Origin of the sequence: Leptotrichia rugosa (assembly GCF_041200005.1) — a bacterium.
GTDB classification, from domain to species: domain Bacteria; phylum Fusobacteriota; class Fusobacteriia; order Fusobacteriales; family Leptotrichiaceae; genus Leptotrichia; species Leptotrichia rugosa.
On record NZ_CP165644.1, the window covers coordinates 283,065 to 307,737 of the forward strand.

Genomic DNA, 24,673 nt, shown 5'->3' on the forward strand with positions numbered 1-24,673 from the left:
AGGAGCTGATAAATATGTGTACAATAAATGCGCCTCATAGACATGATGTAGTAGGAAGTTTTTTAAGACCTGAAAGATTGAAGAAAGCTAGAAATGATTTTGAAAAAGGGAAAATTGACAGGGAAGAATTGACAAAAATTGAGAATGAAGAAATTAAAAAAATTGTGGATAAGCAAATTGAGCTAGGATATACAAGTGTTACTGATGGAGAGTTTAGACGTAGTTACTGGCATTTGGACTTTTTCTGGGGATTTAATGGAATTGGGCATATTCATGCTGATAAGGGATATGAATTTAATGGAGTTGTAACTCGTGATGACACTGCGATTGTTACTGGAAAAATTAGTGGGGAAAATCATCCATTTATAAAGCATTATACATTCTTGCGAGATTTGGTAAGGGATAAAAAAGGTGTGGAAGCCAGATTTACAATACCAGCTCCAGCACAGTTTTATGCGGAATTGGTAAGGGAAGATAAGCATGTCAAGGCACTTCTTAAAGTTTATCCTGATTTCAAAGGATTGGAAGATGATATTGTGAATGCTTACAAAACGGTAATAAATGAATTGTATAATGAAGGGCTTAGAACTTTGCAGATTGATGACTGCACTTGGGGATGTCTTGTGGATGACAATTTCATTGCTTCATTTATCGAAAAAAGTGACAGGGATAAGGAAGTTATCAGGCGTGAATTTGCAGAGAGATTTTTAAATATAAATAATAGAGTATTTCAAAATAATCCAGAAGATTTGGTAATTAATACGCACGTTTGCCGTGGAAATTATGCTTCAACTTGGTTTGGCCAAGGTGGATATGACAAAATTGCGGATGAACTTTTTGGAAAAGAAGATGTAAATGCTTATTATTTGGAATTTGATACAGAAAGAGCAGGAACTTTTGAATCACTTGCAAAAGTTTCTGGGGATAAAAAAGTTGTATTGGGGCTTATAACTTCTAAAAATCCGACTTTGGAAGAAAAAGAGGCTGTGATTGCCCGTATAAAAGAAGCTTCAAAATATGTCCAGCTTGACAGACTTTATTTGAGTCCACAATGTGGATTTGCTTCGACAGAGGAGGGAAATCACCTTACAGAAGAACAGCAATGGGCAAAACTTAGATTCATTAAGGAAGTTGCGGATGAAGTTTGGGGGAAAAATTAGTAAAGATAAATAATATTGAAGTCTGAATAAAATAATTATAATTTACAATTTTTAAATTTTATTTTAAATATAAAAAATAAGGTTTTGAGTGGAGGAAATTTTTTCCTCCTTTTTTCTAATGAAAAAATATGTTATAATAATGTAAGAATAAAAAAATAATAACTAGTGATGAAAGAAGGAGAGAATAGAATGTTTAAAGCTGTTGTAAGTGATTTGGACGGTACACTTTTGAATGCAGAACACAAAGTGAGTGAATTTACTAGGGAAACAGTAGAATTATTATTGAAAAAAGGAATAAAGTTTTATATTGCGACTGGAAGAAATTATTTAGGAGCGAAAGAAGCGATGGATGAACTTGGCGTGAAAGTTCCGCTTATTACTTCACACGGATCTGTTGTTTTTGATGAAAATGGAAATAAAATTTTTGCGAATAATTTGAAGCGAGAATATTTAGATAAAGTCTTGGATATTAATTACAGGTCATTTGGGAAAGATATAATTATAACAGGATATTCTGGTCCAAATTGGTTTGTTACTGAAGATTTACGAGAATATTTTTACAATAAAAAGCCTGATAGAACTAGATACCCAGAGCAAATTACTCCTGAAGAATTTAAAAGGCATGATTTTACAAAAATATTTTTTCTTGGAGAAAATCACGATGAACTTTTAAAACTTGAAGATGAAATAAGAAAAGCGGTTGGAGATGGAAATGTAAGTCTTTTATTTGCGAACGAAGGAAGTTTGGAAATTTTTTCAGCAAACTGCAATAAGGCAAAAGCGGCTGAAGTGCTGCTAGAAAGAGATGGACTTACATTAAAAGATGCGGTTTCATTTGGAGATGGATTGAATGACTATGAATTGATAACAGAAACTGGGCTTGGATTTGCGATGGGAAATTCAATTTATTTGCTGCTTGAAAAACTTACAGATACGGAAGTTATTGAAAGTAATGCTGAAGATGGGATGGCAAAAAAATTAAGAGAATTGTTTGATTTATAAAAAAGCAATTTTTATATGGTAAGGGGGAAATTGTCCCCCTCGTTCAACAATCTCATTTATAAAAATTCTAACAGATAATTTAGATCAAAAGTTAAGATTATTTAAAATTTATAAATCGTAAACTCTCGAAGCTCATTTTCTTGTACTGTATTTGAATGTTTCCGAAATTGAATTTTTTCAAAAGATTCTATTATATCAAATTCTGAAATCAAATATATGTGCAGTTCAAACTTTGTCTGTGTACTACAAATCCAAATTGTTCCTTTTGATAAATCTGTAAATGCATAACCGATACTACTATCTTTCATCCATTTAAAAATCTGGTTTTTAGGAACGGGAAGTTTTGACATTCTTCGATTAAGTTCTTTCTGGATTGCCTTTTCACAAGCATTAGTACCAAAAATAATAAAAACAGAAACTACAAAACAAATACCAATAATAAATACTTCAAATTTTAAAATAATTGGCACGGAAATACAAATCAGAAAAATAAGTAGTCTAACTGGATAAGCTAAATTTATATATTTATAATTTTTCAAAATCATTATTTTTTCTCCTTTTGCATTAAATAATATTCAAGTTGTTCCTTTAAGAAGTCCTCCATCGCTTTTATTTCTTGAGCCTGAGCTGTAGTATCCTTACCGATATTCTTATCTGGATGAACTACTTTCATTTTCTTTAAAAATGCTTTGTGTATAATCCTATCAGTAATTTCCCCATTTTTATCAATTCCCAAAAAATCAAGATATTTTTCAAATTTTTGAATAATTCCATTATCATTCGTACTTTTGTAATTGAAACGTGAATTGCTGTTATTTTGTTTGTTATGTTGTTGTCTTTGGTATTCTTCCTGAGTTCTTTTTCTTCTTTCATATTCTTGATTTCTTACACTTTCATACCATTGCTTATATTCTTTGTAAATTTTCTTATTTTCTTCACTTTCATTCAAAAAAAATCCTAAAATAAAATTCAAAAATACCTGAATGAATTTGATAATCCCAAAAACTGCACAAGCAATAAAAGTGAAAAGTAAAATGCCGATAAATCCATTCCAATTTTTCCCGATAATCAGAGCAAGAAAAGCAAAAAAAGTTAAAATTGGCAATATTACATAAAATCCAATCCCCATTAAAAATATCCAAACAGAACTAAAAATTTCAACAATTTCATTTAACATAAATTGTATTATTCTTATTAAAATTTTCACTAATTATCTCCTTTTTTAGATGTTTACATTTTATAAATATGTTGCATCTTAATTATAAATTTAGCTATGAAATCAATAGCTGCTAAAAAATTTAATGAATTAATATTATTTTACTTAATTATAAATTAAATGTCAACTTTTATATTTTATATTTTTTTTTATAAAAGAAAGTAATAAAAACCAAATTTATTTTCTAATAAATAAAAAAAAGCCGAATTTTCATCCGACTAATTTTTTTATTTTATAACTAACCTACTAATTTTCTATTTTTTAATAATTCCAGCATTTCTCAAATATTCTCTAGCAACATCTTCCGCTTTCTCACCTTTCACAGAAACACGGTAATTCATTGTCGACATTTCTTCATCTGAAATTTTTCCACTCAATTTTTCCAAAATCTTTTTCAATTCAGGATATTTTTTTAAAGTTTCTTCACGCATCATTGGAGAACCTTGATATGGTGGAAATAAATGCTTATCATCCTTTAAAATAACCATATTATATTGAGCAAGTTCAGGATCAGTAGAATATGCGTCAACCAAGTTAATATCGCCACTTTGAACAGCAACATAACGGAGTTTTGGCTCAAACTCTTTAATATTCGGAATTTCAAACTGATACAATTTTTTAAGTCCAAGATAACCATCTTCACGGTCATTAAACTCCCTTGTAAATCCAGCTTTTATCTTATCTTTCACTCTCGCCAAATCAGAAATCGTCTTCAAATTATTTTCATTGGCAAATTTCTTGCTAACAGCGATTGCATAAGTATTATTATATTTCATAGGTTTTAACATAACCATTTTAAATTTAGTTTCCATACCTTTTTTTGCTTGATTGAAAACATCTTCGGCATTATTATTCACAGGAGTTTCATTCAAAAAAGTGAAAACTGCGGTTCCTGAAAATTCAGGATAAATATCAATATCGCCATTTTTCAAAGCATTGAATACGAATGAAGTTTTTCCAAGTCCAGGTTTTAACTCAACACCAAGTTTACTATTTTCTTCAATCAAAATTTTATACATATTTATCAATATTTCTGGCTCTGAACCAAGTTTTCCAGAAATTATCAATTTATCTTTTTTTGTATTATTAAAATTGCTAATTGACCCAAAAAGACACGCAAATGTGATTAAAATTAGGAAAATTAATATTTTTTTGATACTCAATTTTTCTAACTGCTTAAAGATGAAATCGAATAAAATCGCAAGTAAAGCGGCAGGAATTGCTCCTAACAAAATCAAATAGTTATTATTCCTATCAAGACCAAGTAAAATCAACTTTCCAAGTCCTCCAGCTCCAACAAGTGAAGCCAGTGTGGCAGTCCCAATAATTAAAACTGCAGCCGTTCTAACTCCTGTCATTATTACAGGCATAGCCAGTGGAAGCTGAACTTTTGAAAGTTGTTGAAATTTATTCATTCCTAAAGCTCTTGAAGTTACCATATACATTGGATCCACGCTAGTAATCCCAGTGTAAGTATTATGTAAAATTGGAAGCAGAGCATAAAGTATTAAGGCGATTATAGCAGGTTTTCTCCCAATTCCAACAATAGGAATTAGAAGTGCTAAAATTGCTAAAGATGGTATAGTTTGAATAACGCCGTTAATTGCAATAACAATATTTGCTAATTTTTTATGATAGCTCAAATAAATTCCTAGTGGAATGGCGATAATTAGAGCGATTATTAGTGCAATGAAAGAAATTTGAATATGCTCCACAATTCCACTAAAAAGTTCGTCTTTTTTCTCTAAAAAAGTCAAAATTAATTTATTCATAAATTTCACCTTCTTTCTTTTTAAAAGCTATAAATTTTTTCACAAAATCATTTTTAGGATTTGAGATTATTTCGTGTTTTGTTCCAGATTGAATTAATTCGCCATCTTGAATAATGCAAATTTTATCCCCCAATAAAAATGCTTCCTCAATGTCGTGAGTTACAAAAACAATTGTTTTGTGAATTTGTTTCTGAAGTTTTTTCACATCTTCCTGTAAATTTGCACGAGTGATGGGATCTAATGCACTAAATGGTTCGTCCATTAAAATAATTTTTGGATCAGCAGCTAGAGCTCTTGCAATTCCAACCCTTTGTGCTTCTCCACCAGATAATTCTGAAGGGTTTCTCTTTCGATATTTTTTAGGCTCAAGCCCAACCATATTTAATAACTCATTAATTCTCGTATCAATTTTTTCTTTCTTCCATTTTTTCAATTCAGGCACAATCGCAATATTTTCTTCAACCGTCATATGTGGAAAAAGTGCCACTTGCTGCAAAGCATATCCAATATCCCAACGCATTTTGTGAATGTTATAATCCTTTACATTTTTTCCATTAATTTTCACTTCCCCAGTCGTATTATCCTCCAACCGGTTAATCATTTTCAAAAGCGTAGTTTTCCCGCTCCCAGACAGTCCAATAAAAACCGTAATTTCAGACTCATTTATAGTCAAGTTTATATTTTTTAATCCAACATTTCCATTCGGATAAGTCATTCCAACATTGATAAATTCTATCATTCATTTACCTCCAATTAGACACCAAATAATTTTTTATAAATTTCAGAATTCATTCGGCATATTAAATTATTTTTATTTTTTATTAAATTCCTGTTCAGCTCTCTCAAAATTATACAAAACTTTTTCTAAAGTTGCCTCAAAAGCCAATCGTTCCTCATCTGAAATTCCTTCAAAAGAGATTTCGGTCATTTTATCAGAAATTTCATCATATTCACTTTTCAAAGATTTAGCATAATTTGTCAAAAAAATTAAACTTTTCCGTTTATCAGTCGGACAAAATTTTCGTATTAATAAATTTTTTTCTTCCATCCGCTCAAGCATCGTTGTAAGCGAACTCATAGCAAGACCAGATTTTTTCGACAATTCTCTGTTACTAATCCCATCATTTTCCCAAAGTACATGTAAGATTCGACCTTGTTCCCCATTAAACGCTGTTATATTTTTTTGCGCCAAAAATTTATTCAAAAGTCTAGTATTTACTTGTTTTATTCTGCCTATATAAAATCCAGAGTTTGATTTCATAGATTTCCTCCTTTACAAAATTATTACTATATGATAATATATTTACATAAAAATATTACTATATAGTAAATTTATATTACCATACAGTAACATATAAGTCAAATATTTTATAAAACATGATAAAATTTTTAAATAAATAGAAATCAAAAGGAAGGAAGTTAAAATTTATGGAAAGAAAATTTATGAAAGCAATGGTGCTTGAAAAACCTTGTAGTGCTCAAGAAATGAAAGTAAAAAATGTGCCAATTCCAGCAGTGAAAAAGGACTGGATTCTTGTGAAAATAAAGGCATTTGGAATAAATAGAGCGGAAATTTTCACTCGTCAAGGAAATTCGCCATCGGTAAAACTTCCAAGAGTAATTGGGATTGAGTGTGTCGGCATTGTGGAAGATCCGTCTAACAGCGATTTTAAAAAAGGTGACAAAGTTTTTTCGATGATGAATGGCATGGGAAGAGAATTTGACGGAAGTTATGCAGAATATATTTTGATTCCTAAAAATCAGGTTTATAGATTGCCTGATGAAAAAGATTTTTTCAAAAATATCGAATTAAAAAGTAAAGAATTGTTAAAAGAAAGATTTTCAAAAAATTTGGAAATTACAGAAGAAAATATTTTCTGGTCAGAAATTGCAGCATATCCAGAACTTTATTATACGGCGTATGGCTCACTTTTTAAAAGTTTGAAATTAAAGGAAGGAGAAACACTTTTAGTTCGAGGTGGAACAGGTTCGGTGGCATTAGCAGCTATTCAGTTGGCAAAAGCTATCAATGTAAAAGTTGCTGCTACGAGCAGAAGTGCATCTAAAAAGCAGTTTTTGAAGGAAAAAGGTGCAGATGAAGTGATTGTTGGAGATGAAAATTTTGATGAAAATTTGAAAAAATTATTCCCAGATGGCGTGGATAAAGTTTTAGAATTAATTGGAAGACCAACTTTGAAATCGTCGCTAAAATCAGTAAAGCAAGGTGGAATCGTCTGTATGACAGGATGTCTTGGAGGCTGGATAATTGAAGATTTTGAGCCATTGGTAGACATCATTTCAGAGTCGTATTTAACTTCATTTGACAGCACAAATGTCAATAAAGATACAGTTGATGAAATGTTTGATTTTATTGAAAAACATTCGATCAGACCTAAAATTTCAAAAGTTTTCTCATTAGATGAAATTGCAGATGCGCATAAATTTTTGGAAGGGAATATGGCGAATGGGAAAGTTGTCATAGTTGTGGATTAATAAGAAAAATATGATGTAATTATATTAAGAATTAAAATAATAATTATAAAAAAAAATAAAGTAGCAGATAAAAAAGGAAAAATAGTAAAAATTAGTTAATTTTTTGAAACTAAAATGTTAATTAAAAATATTTATTTACTTTTTGCGAAATTTATGTTATTTTATAACTGAGAAAAAATTAGAATAAAAAAATTATGCGAAAAGGAGAATTCAACGATGAAAAGTCAATTAAAAAAAATAATTCCATGTATTATGGCTGGAGTCGCAGGAATAAGTTATGGAAAACCAATAGATAACAGCAATAGTGAAATGAATGACATCTCTACTGCTACTGAAGAGGAAAATGTTGTCTCAAATAAAGATGAACTTGAAAATAACGATGAAAATAAAAATTTTGAAATTGAAAAAATTAGTGTAAAAGAATTTGAAAATAAAAGAGCTGAAAGTAAAAAAAATAAAAATCAAACAGTTGATGTAAAGCAAGAAAAAGAGAATTATTATAATGAAAAAGCTGCTATAGATTCTCCAAAAAATTTAGAAAATATTGCTTCTAAAGATTCGGAAATATCTAGTTATAATTATAAAAGAAATAATAACAGCAGAAAATTTCGAAATAATTACAGTGAAGACCCTGATCTAATTCAAATTAATGTCGAATATAAAGGCGGCTTTGCAAAAAAACATAGAGCCGAAGAAACACCACTTAAAAATCAAACATTCCTTATGCCTACTTATCATGCTCCATCAGACGGAGATCCATATTGGGAAAGTGTTGCGAAAAATGGTGCTGGAAAAATTCCTTATGCAATTATAAATCCTAATAATGGACCTGATACTCAAGTAAATGACAATTTTACTAAACAGATTCAAAAAAATAACGAAGCTGGAATAAAGAGCGTTGGTTATGTTGAAACTACAGGATTTACAAGAAATCTTGACGATGTATATGCTGATATTGATAAATATGTTGAGTTTTATGGAAATAATAATATTTCTGGTATATTTTTTGATGAAACTTTGAACGGAAGTAATCAGAATGAAGTAAATTATATGTTAAATCTGTATAAATATGTCAAAACTAAATATCCTAATATGACTGTAATAGGAAATCCCGGTGCCGGAATTAATGATGCAATTGCACCATATGCGGATATTTGGCTTACAAATGAAACTTCAGCGAGTGATTATATAAATAATTTTGCCAACAGAACTTCTGAATTTGAAAATAATCCAGAAAATGCTAATAAAATTTATCATATTATTCATTCAGCGACACCTGAACAATATGAAGAAATTATAAAATTATCTCGTGAGAGAAACGCAGGACTGGTTTATATTACAACTGCTGCGACACCAAATGCTTACGATGACTTGCCAACATATTTTGAAGATCTGATGATGACAGTTAATAACTTTACTCCAAAAACTGGAAGTTTATTTTCACCTGAAAATCAAGCGGCGGAAAAAGTTACAGTTGAGATGCCTCGTTCAAAAGTCGATTTGGATTTAGCAAGATCGGCTAGAAATACAACATTAAAAAATCTTGAAAAAACAAAAGATGGTCAGTATAAATTGGATATTCAATATTTGGATAACAATGGTGATAGATACAAAGATAAACAGAGCAATGTAAAATATAATTCAGTTAGCGACGGTGTTTTAATTAACGGATCAAAAGATTTTGGGAAATTTACTTTGGGAACAACTTTTGGATATGACACATCCAATGTTTATTACAAAGAAAAATTTGAAGATATAAAAGAAAAAATTAAATCTTATCAGCTTGGATTAAGTGGAAAATATGACTTTAACGACAACATTGATTTAATTGGAAATTTACTTTATTCGACAAATAAGCATAGATTTGAAACAAGTAAGACTCTTGGAGCTATAAGTGATGCGGAATTTAAGTCAAAAATTTTGGATTTTTCAACAAAATTAGGTTACAAATTTTTATTTGACAACGGTTACATAAAACCGTATGTTGGTCTTGGAGTTACAAGAGTTAAAGAAGGAGATATTGACAAACTTAACTTTTCAGGAACATCAACAACTTTACCAAATGGAACTGTTGGTATTTACGGAGAAACATCACTTGGAAAAGTTGATTTATTTGGGAATGTAGAATACGAAAGCAGATTTGCTAAAAAATCTTATCACAGAGAAAGAGAACATTTGAAAAGATATGAACTTGCGCCGTTATCTTATTCAAGAGGTGGAGTAAATGCGGAAGCTGGTTTAAAATATAATGTTGCAGACAACTTTGGAGTAAAATTGTCCTATGAATTGCAAGATAATAAAAATAGTGCTGTAAAATTAGGATTTAATGCTGCATTTTAAAAATAAAGGAGAAGAATAATAAAATTATATATGGACGAGAGTAAAAATTTTATAAATAAAAAAAATATAATAATTGTAGGAGTAGTAGCTTTTATAGTTCTAGTGATTATTATTTTGATGTTGACATTTAATAGTACAAATAAAAATAAAAAAAATAATAATGTTTTTGAAGAAGAAGACAATATTTTTAGAATTAATCCAGTGAAAAATCCACAACTTGCATATTATAATTTTCGTGGAGAAGAATATCCTGACTGGTCAAAATTTGGAAGGGTTCGGAGTAATGGTTTAAGAGTTCACCAAGGAGTTGATATTTTTGCAGAACCTGGTACTGATGTGTATGCAGTTGCTGATGGAAAAGTTGTTGATTTGTATGTTGACAAAACAGGTTATGGGTTAAATTTTTATCTAGAAGTAAATCCGGCTGATTTAGAAAAAATAAAAAGAAAACATTATAAGCCAAAAGAAAGTGCAAGGGAACAGCTTTACGGTCCTAATTACAATCCTGCGCTTCCAATAAAATACATAAGATATGCGCATCTGAGTGAAGTTAAAGTAAAAATAGGAGATGAAGTAAAAGCTGGACAAGTGATAGCAAAAACGGGAACAACAGGAAATGCCAGTGGAACTCATGCACCGCATTTACATTTTGAGATAGCTTTTGAAATGAGAGGAAAAGGACTTATAAATAGAGTTGATCCTGAAATGTATTTTAAAATAAAAAATGGAAATAATTTGACCAAGGATGAGAAAAAAATTCAAACTGAGAAAAGCAAAACACAGTGGTTTGAGCCAAAAGGTTACGATATAGGATTTAGAACAAAAAGTATATTTTTTAATAAAGAAAAAGAAGAAAAAAATTTAAAAGGTTTAAAAGAAGAACATAAATTTGAAAAAAATAAAAGAAATGCTCAAAAAATTTCAAGAAGAAAGTAGGAAAAATTTATGAAAAAGCTAAAAAAGGCACTTTTAGTATATAATCCGAAATCTGGAAATTCGAATATAATTTTTAATAATTTCGATTTGATAGTGACTAGACTTTTAAAAAAGGGAATTATAGTAACTTTTTACAGTATAAATAAATATAATAAACTCTGTGATATTTTAGCAAATGAAAAATACGATATTTTAATTTTATCTGGTGGAGATGGTACGCTTAGCCGAACTTTAAGCGAGATTTATATAAAAAATATAAAGTTTCCAAAAGTTGCCATTTTTCCAACTGGAACTTCAAATGATTTTGGAAAATCACTAAATTTAGGAAATAACATCAATGACTGGATTTACAATATTTTAATAAAAGAGCCGAAGTATGTTGATTTTGGTTTAATTAACGGGAAAAAGATTTTTTTATCATCTTATGCCAGTGGACTTTTTTCAAAAATTTCTTACAATACAGACAAAAATTTAAAAAAGACAATTGGAAAAGTTGCGTATTATTTGAATGGACTCACAGAATTGACAAATATAAAAAAATTTGATTTAAAAATGCAGATTTTTGATGGAAAAGATTATGAAGATATTGAAGAAAAAGCAATTTTATTTATGATTTTGAATGGAAAAAGTGTTGCTGGATTTGATGAAATAATTTACAATGCAGATGTAAATGATGAATTTTTACATATTTTAATTGTAAAAAATATTGATAATCCGCTTGATATTTCAAAAACATTTTTAGATTTGTTAAATAATAATTTGATGAACAACGATTATGTGAGAATTTTGAAAATAAAAAGCTGTAAAATTAAAAAAATTGAAGAAAAAATAGGAGTTAGCATCGATGGCGAAAGAGGAAGAAATCAAGATGTAAACATAAAAGTTGTTAGCGGTAAATTAAAAATCTTTTATTAATTTTCTTAAAATTGTAAATAAAAAAAAGATATTTAAAATAATGCTTTAAAAAAGTTAAAAAATGTGGTATAAATAATATATAATAAAAAATTTGAGTATGGAGGAAAAAAAGTATGAATAATGGATATTTAAGTTTTGTTTTGCACGCACATTTACCTTATGTAAGACACCCTGAATATGAAGAATTTTTGGAAGAAGATTGGCTATATGAAGCGATTACCGAAACATATATTCCGCTTTTGGAAATGTTTGACAATTTGACAAGGGATAATATTCCTTGGAATATGACAATAACAATGTCAGGGACACTTGTAAATATGATGAATGACGATTTGTTGAGAAACAGATATTTAAAACATATCAACAAGCTTGTTGAATTTTGTAAAAAAGAATTAGAAAGATTAGCACCTTATCCTGATATGAAAAAAGTTGCTGAACATAATTTGTGGTTTAACCAAAGAGCAAAAGATGTCTTTGAGAAAAAATACGGAAGAGATTTAGTAGGAGCATTTAGAAAATTTCAGGATCAAGGGAATTTGGAAATTATACCTGTTACAGCGACACATGGATTTTTACCTGTTATGAAAGATTATCCAGAAGCAGTAAACGCTCAGGTTTATATGGCAAAAAAAGATTACATAAAAAACTTTGGAAGAGAACCTAAAGGAATATGGCTTGCAGAATGTGCTTATTATCCTGGACAAGATAAGTTTTTGGAAAAACACGGATTCCGTTACTTCTTAGTTGATGCTCACGGAATAATGCATAGTGATCCAAGACCAGTTTATGGTATTTATTCACCTGTTTATACAAGAAATTATGTTGCGGCATTTGCACGTGATTTGGAATCATCAGAGCAAGTATGGAGTTCGGAAATCGGGTATCCTGGAGATGGAGTATACAGAGAGTTCCATAAAGATGCTGGATATGAGTTGGACTACGATTATGTAAAACCTTATTTACATAGCGACGGCGTAAGAAGAAATATCGGAATAAAATATCACGCAATTACAGATAAAAAAGGTACTTACAAAGCTGTTTATGACCCTGATTTAGCTTATAACAGAGCTAAAGAACACGCTTACAATTTTGTGTTTAACCGTTCAAAACAAATTGAATTTTTGGCTTCAAAAATGAAATATAGAAAACCTATTGTAATTTCACCATACGATGCAGAATTATACGGACACTGGTGGTATGAAGGTCCTATTTTCTTGGAATGGGTATTTAGAGCAGCAGCAGAATCAGACTTTTCAACAATTACACCATACAAATATTTACAAAAATATCCGACTAACCAAATTGTGGATGTAAGTATGTCAAGCTGGGGAGCAAATGGATATTATGACGTTTGGATAGACGGCTCAAATGACTATGTCTACAGACACTTACACAAAGCAGCAGCAAAAATGATAGAACTTGCAAATGGAAGAGAACCTTACAATGAATTGGAATATAGAGCATTAAATCAAGCTGCAAGAGAATTAGTCATGGCTCAAACTTCTTGTTGGGAATTTATAATGTATACAGGAACAATGGTGGGTTATGCTCATAAAAAAATAAGTGACCATGTAAATAGATTATTCAAAATTTACGAAGATTTCAAAGGTGGTTCGCTTGACGAAAGCTGGATTTCTGAAATAGAAAGTAGAGATAATATTTTCCCTGAAATGGATTATAGAATGTATAAAAGCAGTTGGCTGTAAAAATTAGATAAATAAAAATATTCTGATATTTAAGACTGGACTTGTGCCAGTCTTTTTTATATAATATAAAAAATTATAGAAAGTAAAAAATTAAAAATAAAAAACAAAAAATAAAAAAGGAGGAAAAAAATGCAAGAAATCATAAAGGTTTTAAAAATTTTATATAAGGTTATAGTTTCTTATATTATTTCTACAAAAGTAAAACTTATGCGAAATGAAAATAAATATTTGAAAAATGATGTTCGTTTAAAGAAGTTTAAATTTATGATGTTAAAAAAAATAGAAAATGAAATATGGGAATTAAGAAAAGTTTGTGAAGAAAATAAGACTAAGAAAAATTTAAAAAAGCTTTATTACAAGCGAAAAAAATATTTGAAAATAAAAAATAATCAAATTAAAATAATGGATTTTTCCCAATTTTTTTTGGAAATCACAGTTTATGCAATGTTGATATTGACTTCTTTAAATATTGCCTGGCAAATTAAAGTTTTGAATTATCACATTTATTTATTGATTTTTGTGAGCTGGATAACATTTGTCATAGTTTGGATGAGTTTGGTTTTTATAAGATGGGTAAGTCTATTTTGGGTGCAGATGACGAAAAAGTTTTATATTGGTGCTTTTTATTTGCATATTAAATGGGATAAAATAATAATTGGAATAATTTTGCTGTTTTTGGAAAATCTTACTTTTCAGAATTATACAAAAAAACTTTTGGAGAAAAATCAGAGTTTTTTAATTTTGGAAAGCGATGATGTGGATGATATGGATTTGTTGAAAAATTCTACTATTGAAATTTTGAATGAAAATTATCATTTTAAATGGTCGGTTGATAAAGATGGAAAAATTATTGATTCGAGAAATAAAATGGAAGGAAATTATAGAGTTGAAAATTTGTTAGTCAAGGAAAATAGCAGTCTTATGCTTTATTATGAAAAAAATAGAAGTAATTTTGAAGAAGAAAATGGAAATTTGAAATCTCAAAAGGGTGAATATGTTGATTTAAAAAATAATGTTGTGAAAATTTTTTCAAAACATAAAATTTACAGCGGAAATATTATTTCAGGAAAAATTATAAAACTTTCAAATGGAATTTATTTGCCGTTAAACAGTAGTTATCGGTATTTTCAAAAAAATAAAGGGAAAGAAATTTTCATTGTGGATAAAAAATTGAAAATAAAAAAACAGATTAATTATGTGATGTTTTTGCTTTCTGTAATTTTTATGTTACTTTTGACTTTAAAAAATAGATATTTTGAGCTGGAATTTATTACAAAAGAAAAAATTATGTATAAAATTTTGCAAAGAGAGGAAAAATATTCGTTTGAAATAAGAAAACTTGTGCTTTCAATATTAAAAATAATCCGCATGGCAACTGCAATTTATATTCCTGTGCAAGTTTATTTGCTAAGAAATATCGTATTTAGTCTTTTTTTAGAAAAAAGTTTGTATAAAATCAACAAAAACATAAATTTATTATTTTCATTATTATTTTCACAAACTTTTCTTTTGACAATTTTAATATTTTACGGCTTGAGAAAACTTTATAAAATTTTGAGGGTTATTGCAAAAATAATTTATGAAGAAGGAAGTAATGATTTGAAAAATTTGATAGAAAATGAGAAAAATAAAATAAATTAGTGAGTAAGTTATAAAAAGATCACGACAATTTTTGCATTGTATCAAAATTTAAAATGATGGAGTATTTTTAATTTGACTAATATTAATAAAGAAAAGGACTGGAAATATTTAATCAAAATATTAAAGAAATCAATTTTAGAAAGGAAATAATAAAAAATGGAAAAAAATAATCTTGAAAAATTGGAAAATTTGATGTGGAAAGAATATAAAAAACAAATAAGTTTTCAACAAGTACAAAAGGAATTTTTAAAAAATGATGATGAAAGAATAGAGTATATAAAAACAGAGTTGGAAAAAGCATATAATGAAAAAAATGGACACAGCGTAGATATTTTAATTTCAGCAATTTACATGTTCAAATTATACAGTGAAAAATTTGTTGATATTTTATGCAAATTAACAAAAGAAGAATGGCATGGAAAACACGAAGATATAGTGTTTTATCTCCAGCAACTAGAATTACCTTCTACAATAGACTGTATATACGAACTAGCAATTTCAAATTTTGAAAAATACCGTTGGGATGATAATTTCGCATTAGTGAGAAAATGTTGTTTTGCTTTAGGGGATATAAATACTCCTAAGGCGAAAGAAAAACTGGAATTATTATTACAAAGTGATGAAGAAATGATAAGAAAACATGCGATGGAGCAGTTAACTAGATGTGATTTTACAAATAAAGATGTTGAATGAAAAGATTAATTATGAAATCCCACATCTTAAAATCTTTATTCAATTGTGGTATAATAATTTATAAAATAAAATTGACGATATTAATTTAAGAAAGGAAAAAAATATGATAGCTGCCTTAAAAGGAATGAAAGATAGATATTCTGATGATGTGAAAAAATACGATGCGATTGTAGATGCTTCAAAAAAAGTTTTTGGAAAATATGGATTTGAGCGAATAATTACGCCGATTTTAGAGGAAACGGAGCTTTTTAGAAGAGGTGTTGGAGATGAAACTGATGTTGTTTCAAAAGAAATGTATGATTTCAAGGATAAGGGAGAAAGAGATGTCACAATGCGTCCAGAAGGGACTGCGGGAGTTGTAAGAGCGTATCTTGAAGCTGGATTTCATAAGTCTTCTCCGATTGTGAAATGGTTTTACAACGGTCCGATGTACAGATACGAAGCACCGCAAAAAGGTAGAATGAGAGAATTTCATCAAACTGGAGTGGAAATGTTTGGTGTGAGAAGTGCTTATTTAGATGCAGAAATTATTAAAATGGGTTGTGATTTTCTTGAAGAGCTTGGAATTACTGGCTTAGTTGTGGAAATTAACAGCTTGGGAAATGTTGAGTCGAGAAAAAAATATATTGAAGATTTGAAAAAATTTATGTTTGAAAGACTTGATAAATTGAGTGAAGATTCGCAAAAAAGATATGAGAAAAATCCTTTGAGAGCTTTGGATTCTAAGGATAAAGGTGATCAAGAAGAGTTTAAAAATGCACCAAAACTTTATGATTATTTGGATGAAGAAAGTAAAAAATATTTTGAAGATACTAAAAAATGTTTGGAATTGTTGGGCGTGAATTATGTTGTAAATGATAAATTAGTTAGAGGGCTTGACTATTATTCGGACACGGTTTTTGAAATTAAATCAAATAAATTGGGATCGCAAGCGACAGTTCTAGCGGGTGGACGATACGACAGATTGCTTGAAATATTAGGAAATGCGAAAGTTCCTGGAATTGGATTTGCCGCTGGAATGGAAAGAATTGCGATGTTAATGGACGATTCTATAATTTCTGAAAATGAAGAAAAAATTTACGTAATTTATTTTGATAATACAAAAGAGTATTTTGTGAAAACAGTAAACGAACTTAGAGAAAATGGTATTAAAGTAAACTTTGACTACAATGCAAAAAGCTTTGGAGCACAAATGAAAAAGGCAAACCGTGAAAATGCTGAATATGTGTTGATTTTAGGGGAAGAAGAACGAGATGAAAATGTGATCACGGTTAAGAAGTTTAGTACTGGGGAGCAGAAAAAATACAGTTTTGAAGAAGTTTTAGAGATTTTGAAATAATTGTATCAATTTATAAAATTTTTATAGAAAGGAGGAGATTGATATGAAAAAAATTGTAGCAGTAGATTTATTTTGTGGAATTGGTGGCTTGACATATGGTATAAAGAAAGCAGGAATTGAAGTGAGAGCAGGTATTGATATTGATGAAACTTGCAGATATGCATATGAGGTAAATAATTGCAGTATTTTTATAAATAAATCTGTAACGGAAATAACAAAAAAGGAAATAAATTCACTTTTTGGAGAAAAGAATATAAAATTATTAATGGGGTGTGCTCCATGTCAACCATTTTCTAATTATAGAAAAGACAAAAAAAATAGTAATAAACATAAAGATTGGGATTTACTAAATGAATTTTTAAGAATTATTAAAATAAGTAATCCTGACATTATCTCAATGGAAAATGTACCTACTCTACAAAAAGAAAGAATATTTGTAAAGTTTTATACTTCATTGAAAAACATGGGATACTATGTAAATTATGATGTACACAATGCTGAAAATTATGGTGTACCACAAAGACGAAAAAGATTATTATTATTAGCATCAAAATTTGGAGAAATTAATTTTTTGAAAAAAGATATAAAAAAAGTAACAGTAAGAGAAGCTATTAAAAATCTATCTCCTATAAAAGCGGGAGAAATAAGTAAAAAAGATTTTATTCATAGAGCTTCTAAGTTGAGTGATTTGAATCTTCAAAGAATTCAAATTCTATTCTGGAAAAACTTGGGAGTTATGCTGAAAATATAAAACCAAATTGCTATAAGAAAAAAACAGGATTAACTTATAAATCTGTTTTTGGAAGAATGAAATGGGATGATGTAGCTCCTACTTTAACAACACAATTTTATAATTATGGAACTGGAAGATATGGACATCCTGAACAAGACAGAGCAATTTCAATAAGAGAAGGAGCTATTCTTCAGTCTTTTCCAAAAAAATATAAATTTGTAGAACATAAAAAAAAATTCAAAATAACAGAAGTAGCAAGACATATTGGAAATGCAGTTCCTCCGAAATTGGCTGAATATATAGCACAAACAATAATAAATCATTTATATGAAAGGGGTGTTTTAAATGAATAAAGATTTAGAAAAAATTCATAAAGAAATAGAAAGGTATAGAGAAAAAATAAAATATGATACAGTAGATTACCCTATTGAATCTATTTGTCGAAGGTTTGAAAATAAAAAAATTATTATTCCAAATTATCAAAGAGAATTTGTATGGACTATTGATAAACAATCAAAGTTAATAGAATCTATATTAATGGGATTTCCAATACCTTTTTTGTTTTTTTATGAAGATAAAGATAAAGGAATTTTAGAAGTTGTAGACGGTGCTCAAAGATTACAAAGTGTTTATTTCTTTTTAGAAAATAAATTAAAACTAGAAGGCTTAAAAAAATTAAAAAGTTTAAATAATTGTTATTTTAATGATTTACCTGAAAAATTTAAAAATAAATTTGAAAATACAGCTTTGAGAGTTATTCTTTTAGAAGAAAAAACAAATAATGAATTCAGAAAAGAAATTTTTAACAGACTTAATACGACTAGTCAAAAATTAGAACCAATAGAAGTATTGTTAGGTACTTATGCTGATGAAGAATTTATCGAATTTTTAAAGAGATGTTCAAAAAATGAAAAATATAAAAAATTATGTCCAATTTCTCTGGAAAAACAAAAAAAGAAAGAAAATTTAGAATTAGTACTTAGATTTTTTGCATATTCAGATAGTTTAGATGAATATGATGGAAAGGTAACTAATTTTTTGGAAGATTATGTAAAAAAGAATTTAAGAGATTTTGATAAAGAAAGATTATTAAAAAATTTTGAAAATATGTTAGTATTTGTAGAGAAATATTTTCCTAATGGTTTTGCTAAATCAAAAAGCTCAATATCTACTCCAAGAACTAGATTTGAAGCAATTTCTGTCGGAGTAAATTTAGCTTTAAATGAAAATAAAAAACTAAACACAAATATAGAAGAATGGTTAGAGTCAAAAGAATTTAAAAAAGTAACAACTACCGATAGTGCAAATAATAAATCTAAATTAGTAGAAAGGATTGAATTTGTAAAAAATAAATTATTAGGAGATAATATTCATCATGATATCAGAATATAAAAAAAGGAAAAATGAGTTAAGATATTGCTTTAATATATTAGAAAAATTTGAGAATTTAAAAATAAAAAATGATTTAGGAGAAATAGAAGAAACAATTATTGACTTTAATTATAATGCTGATAATATGAATTTTACTTATAATGATTTTTTTAAAATTTTTCGTTCAAATTTTATTTTATTATTATATAATTTTATAGAAGCTTCTGTTTTTCTTTTTATTGATTCAATATATCAAAAATTTGAATATGAAAATATAACTTATTTACAAGCTAGTGAAGTCTTTCAAAAATTATTTATTGAATATAAATTTTTAGATTCATTTAAAAAGAATTCAAATTTTAATACTTATAAAGATAAAGTAAATGAGATTATTGAAGAAATCGCTAATGGGATAGTTTTAAAATTTGAAATAAAAAACTTATCTAACTTATCGGGAAATGTAGGTGCTAAAAATTTGAGAGAAATGTGTAAATTACACGGAATAGTTTTAAATTCTAGATCACGAAGCCAAGATCCAGAAAATCATAAATTTTCATTAGATAACATAAAAAATGAAAGGAATGCTTTAGCACACGGTAGAAAATCTTTTATAGAAGTTGGTTCCGATTATACGGTAAGTGATTTAGAAAATTATTATAATGAAATAGTCTTATTAATGGATGATTTGCTAAATGCAGTTAAGAAATTTATTGATGAAAAAAAATATAAACAAAAATAAATATTAAATTTTCAAAATATATATTTTTTCAAGTATAATGCGAAGAATTCATTTAAAAGAAAAATTTATAAGTATAGATTGTTAATTAAAAATTCTAGAAAGTAATTTTTTTGGAAATGTAGTAAATGGAATTGCTATTATTCTTGGAAGGTTAACTGGATTTTTTGTCGTTCACAAGTTTAAAGGAAATATGAAAAATATCATTATGGAATGTGCTGAGTTGTTTTTATAATAATTGTTGATGTGAAAAGTATAATAAATTCAAAGTGTGATATAATAGTTTTGATTTATTTGATAACTGGTTCGATAATTAGTTAAATTTATTGGCATTGATTTGAAATTAAAAAAGTTAATTTAGAAAATTTAAAAGTTTTGAAGTTTGAATATGCAAATGAGGAGTGGTTAAAATATATTTCTAAAAATAGAACAAGTAAAATATTTGATGAAGATTTAGATATTGTAATTGGAGCAGTGGCAAATGACACAACAATGCCAGTTTTAAATTTATATTTAAATGGGATATATGATGAAAAAGAAGCGTTGAAAAGATTATTGCCACAGAAACTAAAAGATCAATATGCATTTAAGACAGAAAAGGCTTTGGAAAAATTGAAGTTTGTGGAGTTGATGCAAGTATGAATATGAAAGAAATATTTTCAGACATTTTGGCAAATTACGATAGTGAAGTGATAAAACTTATTTCAGAAAAATATGGATTTAGTGAAATGGAATCAATGAGAAAATTTTTGTATTCAGAAACTTATGAAATGCTTTCAGATTTTGAATTGGAAATGTGGGAATTTAGTCCATTAGCAATTTTAGACATGTGGGAAAATGAGAAAATTACTGGAGATCCTAGAAATTCTGTGTATATCAGAGGTGATAGCGGTGTCTAAAAAAATGAAGTTTTTTGTGTATTTGCTCGAAAAATATGCAGAATGGAAAAATGAGAATGCAAAAAATATTTTAGAAAAGTGGGATAAACTTTTGGTAACTGAAAAAATATTTGATATGTATGAAATGTACCACATTGAAGCGATAGAAAATGCATTTGAAGATATTGAGCTGATTTGTGCTGAAAAAGAGGAATTGGATTGAAAATTCAAAAAGATTTGACTATTTTTATTGATTAAAATTAAGAATAATAAAAAAACTTAGGTTATCAAATGTATCTTTAAAAAAAATAAAATATAAAATCATTAAATAAATAAAAGAAAGGATAAAAAATGTATAGAGATTATAAATTAAATGAATTAAGAATGGAAAATATTGGCGAAGAAGTAACTTTGTCGGGATGGATTTCTAAAGTTAGGGATTTGGGGCACTTTGTGTTTATTGATTTGAGGGATAGATATGGGATTACCCAGATTTTGTTGAATGAGGAAGTTTCTGGGAGTGAGCTTTTTGAGGAAGCTAGAAAATATAAGAATGAATGGGTTTTGAAGGTTACAGGAGTTGTGGCTGAAAGAAGTAGTAAAAATAAAAATATCCCAACTGGGGATATTGAAATTGAAGCGAAAAAAATTGAGGTTTTAAGCCGAGCAAAGCAGCTGCCGTTTGAGATTAGTGAAACTGGGAATCTTAGTGAAAATATGAGATTGACTTATAGATATTTGGATATTAGAAGACCGAAAATGTTAAATAATATTATTAAAAGAAATGATATGCTGTTTTCGATTAGAAAATTTATGAATAAAAATGGATTTTTGGATGTCGACACTCCGATTTTGGCAAAAGCGACACCTGAAGGAGCAAGGGATTTTATCGTGCCAAGTAGAACTAACAAAGGTGATTTTTATGCATTGCCACAATCACCACAATTATTTAAGCAAATACTTATGGTTTCTGGGATTGACAAATATTACCAATTGGCAAAATGTTTTAGAGATGAAGATTTGAGAGCTGACAGACAGCCTGAATTTACTCAATTAGATGTGGAAATGTCGTTTGTTGAGCAAGAAGATGTGATTTCAATGGCTGAAGAATTGACAAAGACAGTATTTAAAGATGTTACAGGAATTGAAATTACTAAAAAATTTCCAAGAATGAGCTACGATGATGCGATGAATTTTTATGGTTCAGATAAGCCAGATTTGAGATTTGATATGAAATTGATTGATTTATCTGAAGAAACTACTGATTGTGGATTTGGCGTTTTTGAAAATGCGTTGAAAGATGGTGGAAATGTGAAAGCGATTGTAGCACCAAATGCAAAAAAATTCTCAAGAAAATATATTAAAGATTTGGAAGATTATGTGAAAACATACTTTAAAGCAAAAGGTTTGGCGTATATTAAAATGAATGAAAATGGGGAAATAAATTCTCCAATTGCAAAATTTTTCTCAGAAGAAAAATTGGCACAAATTATTGAAAAATTGGGAATCAAAAATAATGAAGTTGCATTAATTTTGGCTGATAAATATAAAGTTGTGCACGATGGATTGGGAGCGTTGAGATTGAAATTGGGAGAAGAGTTGGAATTAATTGACAAAAATGCGTTTAAATTTTTATGGGTAGTTGATTTTCCTATGTTTGAATGGAGTGAAGAAGAAAATAGATACAAAGCACAACATCATCCATTTACTTCGATTAAAGAAGAAGATAGAAAGTATCTTGATACGAATGAACTTGCAAAAATTAAGACAGATTCATACGATATTGTCTTAAATGGTTATGAAATCGGTGGAGGAAGTATCAGAATTCACGATGAAAATTTACAAGCAAAAGTTTTTGAAAAATTAGGATTTGGTCAAGAAGAATTGGAAGATAAATTTGGATTTTTCTTGAAAGTCTTAAAATATGGAGTTCCACCACATGGAGGACTTGCTTACGGAATTGATAGATGGCTTATGGCAATGTTGAAGGAAGACTCAATAAAAGAAGTAATTCCGTTCCCTAAAACTAATAAGGGACAAGACTTGATGACTGGAGCACCTGCGGGAATTGAAGAACAAGTGCTTGAAGATGATTTGAGATTGAAATTGCTGGAAGTTGAAAAAGAAGATTAATAAAGTCTCCCACTTTTTTATAGGAGTGGGAGAAGTTTTACTCAAAAATTGGAAAGTGAGGTATCTAAAATGATTTTAATATTTGGAACGAAAAGAAAATTTAAAAATTTAGGAACGCTAGAAAACTGTCATTGTTCAAGATGCAACAATACATCTGATTGGAATTTTATGGAATATCGTGACTGGTTTACTTTGTTTTGGATACCAGTTTTTCCGATAAGTGCAAGGAAAGAATATTTGGAATGTCCAATTTGCCATCAGGCTTATGATGTGCTAAAAGATATTTAAAAAATTTAAGTTAAAATAAAAAAAATTTTCAAAATAAACTTGACAGTGTTAAGATTAAATTGTATAATCTTTACAGTGAAAAGATAAATGAAAGGTCAATAAAATGAAGAAATCTAAAAAGAGCTATCATCATGGAAATCTGAGAGAAGAATTGATTGAAAAGGGGATAGAAATGATAAATGAGGTGGGGGAAGAAAAATTATCTTTAAGAAGAATAGCTAAAATGTGTGGAGTAAGTAATGCGGCTCCCTATACATATTTTAAGAAAAAAAGTGATTTACTTGAAGCAATGAGTGATTATATTTGGAAAATATTAGCAATGGAATTGGCTAAGACGAGAAAAAAATATGAAAATAGCGAAGATTTATTGGTAAAATTGGGAAAAACATATGTTATGTTTTTTTGCGAAAATCATGAGTATTATTATTTTATAATTTCAAGAAGTAATACAAAAATAGATTTATTGTCAGAATTTTCAAAAATAGAAAATAGTAATCAAAGTGCTTTTAATATATTAAAAAGCGAGGCAACTAAAGTACTTCAAAAAGCAGATGTACCAAATCAAGCTATACAAGATAAAATTATAGCAATGTGGGCATTAGTACAGGGATTAGTAACAATAATGATTATGAATGATATAACATATTCTGAAATTTGGGAAGAAAAAATAGAAGAGATAATAAAATCAGTTTGTATAGTAAAGTAATATTAAAATGAAATTTTAAAGTTGTTATGCTATATGAGTTTAAATCTTAAATAAGGTGAAAAATATGGAATTGATTATACATGATTTAAGTAATGAAAAATTAGAAAATTTAAAGTGGAAAATTGAAAAAAAAGAAAAAATTATAGATAAAATAAAAGAAAGTATAAATCAAAAGAAAATAATAGTTGATGAAGATATGTTTATAATTTGTGATAATAATAAAATTAAAAGTTGCATGGGGTGCTTTGAATGCTGGATTAAAACTCCTGGGAAATGTAAAATTAGGGATGGATATGAAAATTTAGCAACATTATATTCAAAGGCAGACAAAGTTGTGATTATAAGTCAATGTGTCTATGGATCTTACAGTCCGTTTGTAAAAAATGTGCTGGATAGGACAATTCCATATTTGTTACCATTTTTTAAATTTAAGAATAAGGAAATGCATCATATCGCACGAAATAAAACGAGATTTGATTTAAATGTATATTTTTATGGGGAAAATTTGACACAAAGTGAAAAAATGGCGGCTAAAGAAATAGTAAAGGCTAACAGTGTAAATTTAGATGTAAAAAATTTTAAGGTTTCTTTTTTAGAAGATCAGGGAGAATGATG

26 protein-coding genes are annotated in these 24,673 nt (G+C 28.3%); 21 read left to right on the plus strand and 5 right to left on the minus strand.

The window, feature by feature from the left end:
- The first annotated feature begins 14 nt into the window (after nucleotides 1–14).
- Together AB8B22_RS01375 and AB8B22_RS01380 are read left to right on the plus strand one after the other, a co-directional pair.
- Complete coding sequence (locus AB8B22_RS01375) at nucleotides 15–1,160, plus strand: 5-methyltetrahydropteroyltriglutamate--homocysteine S-methyltransferase (RefSeq protein WP_369711304.1); 1,146 nt, start codon at nucleotides 15–17, stop codon at nucleotides 1,158–1,160.
- 189 nt (nucleotides 1,161–1,349) lie between these two features.
- Nucleotides 1,350–2,162: an HAD family hydrolase gene (locus AB8B22_RS01380; protein ID WP_369711305.1), complete on the plus strand. Its 813-nt coding sequence runs from the start codon at nucleotides 1,350–1,352 to the stop codon at nucleotides 2,160–2,162.
- A 101-nt stretch (nucleotides 2,163–2,263) separates the two neighbouring features.
- On the opposite strand, the gene AB8B22_RS01385 is transcribed toward AB8B22_RS01380, so the two are convergent.
- The 5 genes from AB8B22_RS01385 to AB8B22_RS01405 all read right to left on the minus strand — a co-directional run bounded on the left by AB8B22_RS01385 (nucleotide 2,264) and on the right by AB8B22_RS01405 (nucleotide 6,411).
- Nucleotides 2,264–2,707 (minus strand): hypothetical protein, encoded by a 444-nt coding sequence (locus tag AB8B22_RS01385; RefSeq protein ID WP_094079290.1) that lies wholly within the window; start codon nucleotides 2,705–2,707, stop codon nucleotides 2,264–2,266.
- Complete coding sequence (locus AB8B22_RS01390) at nucleotides 2,707–3,369, minus strand: J domain-containing protein (protein WP_369711306.1); 663 nt, start codon at nucleotides 3,367–3,369, stop codon at nucleotides 2,707–2,709. Before AB8B22_RS01390 ends, AB8B22_RS01385 begins: the two co-directional genes overlap by 1 nt.
- A 263-nt stretch (nucleotides 3,370–3,632) precedes the next feature.
- Entirely contained in the window at nucleotides 3,633–5,150 is a 1,518-nt protein-coding gene (locus AB8B22_RS01395) for an ABC transporter permease/substrate-binding protein (RefSeq protein WP_369711307.1), read from the minus strand.
- Nucleotides 5,143–5,889 carry an ABC transporter ATP-binding protein gene (locus AB8B22_RS01400; RefSeq protein WP_369711308.1) on the minus strand — a complete coding sequence of 249 codons (747 nt, stop codon included), beginning with the start codon at nucleotides 5,887–5,889 and terminating at the stop codon, nucleotides 5,143–5,145. The genes AB8B22_RS01395 and AB8B22_RS01400 overlap by 8 nt, the downstream gene beginning before the upstream one ends.
- A 72-nt stretch (nucleotides 5,890–5,961) precedes the next feature.
- The gene (locus tag AB8B22_RS01405; RefSeq protein ID WP_369711309.1) at nucleotides 5,962–6,411 is read right to left on the minus strand and encodes a MarR family transcriptional regulator; all 450 of its coding nucleotides are present in this window, start codon (nucleotides 6,409–6,411) and stop codon (nucleotides 5,962–5,964) included.
- Between the two features lie 167 nt (nucleotides 6,412–6,578).
- Here AB8B22_RS01405 and AB8B22_RS01410 point away from each other — a divergent pair, with 167 nt between their 5' ends.
- From AB8B22_RS01410 to AB8B22_RS01500, 19 genes are all read left to right on the plus strand, one after another.
- Nucleotides 6,579–7,643, plus strand: coding sequence for a zinc-binding alcohol dehydrogenase family protein (locus tag AB8B22_RS01410; RefSeq protein ID WP_369711310.1), 1,065 nt, complete (start codon nucleotides 6,579–6,581; stop codon nucleotides 7,641–7,643).
- 216 nt (nucleotides 7,644–7,859) lie between these two features.
- A complete protein-coding gene (locus AB8B22_RS01415) occupies nucleotides 7,860–9,983 on the plus strand; it encodes a spherulation-specific family 4 protein (protein ID WP_369711311.1) in 2,124 nt (707 codons plus the stop codon).
- Nucleotides 9,984–10,013: 30 nt separating this feature from the next.
- On the plus strand, nucleotides 10,014–10,919 hold the full coding sequence (locus AB8B22_RS01420) for a M23 family metallopeptidase (RefSeq protein ID WP_369711312.1): 906 nt from the start codon (nucleotides 10,014–10,016) through the stop codon (nucleotides 10,917–10,919).
- A 9-nt stretch (nucleotides 10,920–10,928) separates the two neighbouring features.
- Nucleotides 10,929–11,834: a YegS/Rv2252/BmrU family lipid kinase gene (locus AB8B22_RS01425; protein ID WP_369711313.1), complete on the plus strand. Its 906-nt coding sequence runs from the start codon at nucleotides 10,929–10,931 to the stop codon at nucleotides 11,832–11,834.
- Nucleotides 11,835–11,947: 113 nt separating this feature from the next.
- Nucleotides 11,948–13,540 (plus strand): glycoside hydrolase family 57 protein, encoded by a 1,593-nt coding sequence (locus AB8B22_RS01430; RefSeq protein ID WP_369711314.1) that lies wholly within the window; start codon nucleotides 11,948–11,950, stop codon nucleotides 13,538–13,540.
- Nucleotides 13,541–13,669: 129 nt separating this feature from the next.
- A complete protein-coding gene (locus tag AB8B22_RS01435; protein WP_369711316.1) occupies nucleotides 13,670–15,181 on the plus strand; it encodes a hypothetical protein in 1,512 nt (503 codons plus the stop codon).
- A gap of 156 nt (nucleotides 15,182–15,337) precedes the next feature.
- Nucleotides 15,338–15,874: a HEAT repeat domain-containing protein gene (locus tag AB8B22_RS01440; protein WP_369711317.1), complete on the plus strand. Its 537-nt coding sequence runs from the start codon at nucleotides 15,338–15,340 to the stop codon at nucleotides 15,872–15,874.
- Nucleotides 15,875–15,977: 103 nt separating this feature from the next.
- Entirely contained in the window at nucleotides 15,978–17,213 is a 1,236-nt protein-coding gene (gene hisS / locus AB8B22_RS01445) for a histidine--tRNA ligase (protein ID WP_369711318.1), read from the plus strand.
- 43 nt (nucleotides 17,214–17,256) lie between these two features.
- Nucleotides 17,257–17,964: a DNA cytosine methyltransferase gene (locus AB8B22_RS01450; RefSeq protein ID WP_369711319.1), complete on the plus strand. Its 708-nt coding sequence runs from the start codon at nucleotides 17,257–17,259 to the stop codon at nucleotides 17,962–17,964.
- Nucleotides 17,961–18,299, plus strand: coding sequence for a DNA cytosine methyltransferase (locus AB8B22_RS01455; protein ID WP_369711915.1), 339 nt, complete (start codon nucleotides 17,961–17,963; stop codon nucleotides 18,297–18,299). Before AB8B22_RS01450 ends, AB8B22_RS01455 begins: the two co-directional genes overlap by 4 nt.
- On the plus strand, nucleotides 18,292–19,338 hold the full coding sequence (locus AB8B22_RS01460; RefSeq protein WP_314339672.1) for a DUF262 domain-containing protein: 1,047 nt from the start codon (nucleotides 18,292–18,294) through the stop codon (nucleotides 19,336–19,338). The genes AB8B22_RS01455 and AB8B22_RS01460 overlap by 8 nt, the downstream gene beginning before the upstream one ends.
- On the plus strand, nucleotides 19,322–20,056 hold the full coding sequence (locus tag AB8B22_RS01465; protein WP_314339671.1) for an MAE_28990/MAE_18760 family HEPN-like nuclease: 735 nt from the start codon (nucleotides 19,322–19,324) through the stop codon (nucleotides 20,054–20,056). The genes AB8B22_RS01460 and AB8B22_RS01465 overlap by 17 nt, the downstream gene beginning before the upstream one ends.
- Nucleotides 20,057–20,428: 372 nt before the next feature.
- Nucleotides 20,429–20,695: a DUF3990 domain-containing protein gene (locus tag AB8B22_RS01470; protein ID WP_369711320.1), complete on the plus strand. Its 267-nt coding sequence runs from the start codon at nucleotides 20,429–20,431 to the stop codon at nucleotides 20,693–20,695.
- Nucleotides 20,692–20,952: a hypothetical protein gene (locus AB8B22_RS01475; protein ID WP_369711321.1), complete on the plus strand. Its 261-nt coding sequence runs from the start codon at nucleotides 20,692–20,694 to the stop codon at nucleotides 20,950–20,952. The genes AB8B22_RS01470 and AB8B22_RS01475 overlap by 4 nt, the downstream gene beginning before the upstream one ends.
- The gene (locus AB8B22_RS01480; protein ID WP_315343976.1) at nucleotides 20,945–21,154 is read left to right on the plus strand and encodes a DUF3791 domain-containing protein; all 210 of its coding nucleotides are present in this window, start codon (nucleotides 20,945–20,947) and stop codon (nucleotides 21,152–21,154) included. Before AB8B22_RS01475 ends, AB8B22_RS01480 begins: the two co-directional genes overlap by 8 nt.
- A gap of 128 nt (nucleotides 21,155–21,282) precedes the next feature.
- Nucleotides 21,283–23,064 carry an aspartate--tRNA ligase gene (gene aspS / locus AB8B22_RS01485; protein ID WP_369711323.1) on the plus strand — a complete coding sequence of 594 codons (1,782 nt, stop codon included), beginning with the start codon at nucleotides 21,283–21,285 and terminating at the stop codon, nucleotides 23,062–23,064.
- Nucleotides 23,065–23,112: 48 nt separating this feature from the next.
- Nucleotides 23,113–23,352, plus strand: coding sequence for a zinc-ribbon domain-containing protein (locus tag AB8B22_RS01490; protein WP_369711324.1), 240 nt, complete (start codon nucleotides 23,113–23,115; stop codon nucleotides 23,350–23,352).
- Between the two features lie 103 nt (nucleotides 23,353–23,455).
- A complete protein-coding gene (locus tag AB8B22_RS01495) occupies nucleotides 23,456–24,058 on the plus strand; it encodes a TetR/AcrR family transcriptional regulator (RefSeq protein WP_369711325.1) in 603 nt (200 codons plus the stop codon).
- A gap of 64 nt (nucleotides 24,059–24,122) precedes the next feature.
- On the plus strand, nucleotides 24,123–24,671 hold the full coding sequence (locus tag AB8B22_RS01500) for a flavodoxin family protein (RefSeq protein ID WP_369711326.1): 549 nt from the start codon (nucleotides 24,123–24,125) through the stop codon (nucleotides 24,669–24,671).
- Nucleotides 24,672–24,673: the final 2 nt, after the last annotated feature.

Coding starts and splice junctions, on each gene's coding strand:
- AB8B22_RS01375 (WP_369711304.1), top strand. CDS start 15: ATGTGTACAATAAATGCGCCTCATAGACATGATGTAGTAGGAAGTTTT.
- AB8B22_RS01380 (WP_369711305.1), top strand. CDS start 1,350: ATGTTTAAAGCTGTTGTAAGTGATTTGGACGGTACACTTTTGAATGCA.
- AB8B22_RS01385 (WP_094079290.1), bottom strand. CDS start 2,707: ATGATTTTGAAAAATTATAAATATATAAATTTAGCTTATCCAGTTAGA.
- AB8B22_RS01395 (WP_369711307.1), bottom strand. CDS start 5,150: ATGAATAAATTAATTTTGACTTTTTTAGAGAAAAAAGACGAACTTTTT.
- AB8B22_RS01400 (WP_369711308.1), bottom strand. CDS start 5,889: ATGATAGAATTTATCAATGTTGGAATGACTTATCCGAATGGAAATGTT.
- AB8B22_RS01405 (WP_369711309.1), bottom strand. CDS start 6,411: ATGAAATCAAACTCTGGATTTTATATAGGCAGAATAAAACAAGTAAAT.
- AB8B22_RS01410 (WP_369711310.1), top strand. CDS start 6,579: ATGGAAAGAAAATTTATGAAAGCAATGGTGCTTGAAAAACCTTGTAGT.
- AB8B22_RS01415 (WP_369711311.1), top strand. CDS start 7,860: ATGAAAAGTCAATTAAAAAAAATAATTCCATGTATTATGGCTGGAGTC.
- AB8B22_RS01420 (WP_369711312.1), top strand. CDS start 10,014: ATGGACGAGAGTAAAAATTTTATAAATAAAAAAAATATAATAATTGTA.
- AB8B22_RS01425 (WP_369711313.1), top strand. CDS start 10,929: ATGAAAAAGCTAAAAAAGGCACTTTTAGTATATAATCCGAAATCTGGA.
- AB8B22_RS01430 (WP_369711314.1), top strand. CDS start 11,948: ATGAATAATGGATATTTAAGTTTTGTTTTGCACGCACATTTACCTTAT.
- AB8B22_RS01435 (WP_369711316.1), top strand. CDS start 13,670: ATGCAAGAAATCATAAAGGTTTTAAAAATTTTATATAAGGTTATAGTT.
- AB8B22_RS01440 (WP_369711317.1), top strand. CDS start 15,338: ATGGAAAAAAATAATCTTGAAAAATTGGAAAATTTGATGTGGAAAGAA.
- hisS (WP_369711318.1), top strand. CDS start 15,978: ATGATAGCTGCCTTAAAAGGAATGAAAGATAGATATTCTGATGATGTG.
- AB8B22_RS01450 (WP_369711319.1), top strand. CDS start 17,257: ATGAAAAAAATTGTAGCAGTAGATTTATTTTGTGGAATTGGTGGCTTG.
- AB8B22_RS01460 (WP_314339672.1), top strand. CDS start 18,292: ATGAATAAAGATTTAGAAAAAATTCATAAAGAAATAGAAAGGTATAGA.
- AB8B22_RS01465 (WP_314339671.1), top strand. CDS start 19,322: ATGATATCAGAATATAAAAAAAGGAAAAATGAGTTAAGATATTGCTTT.
- AB8B22_RS01475 (WP_369711321.1), top strand. CDS start 20,692: ATGAATATGAAAGAAATATTTTCAGACATTTTGGCAAATTACGATAGT.
- aspS (WP_369711323.1), top strand. CDS start 21,283: ATGTATAGAGATTATAAATTAAATGAATTAAGAATGGAAAATATTGGC.
- AB8B22_RS01495 (WP_369711325.1), top strand. CDS start 23,456: ATGAAGAAATCTAAAAAGAGCTATCATCATGGAAATCTGAGAGAAGAA.
- AB8B22_RS01500 (WP_369711326.1), top strand. CDS start 24,123: ATGGAATTGATTATACATGATTTAAGTAATGAAAAATTAGAAAATTTA.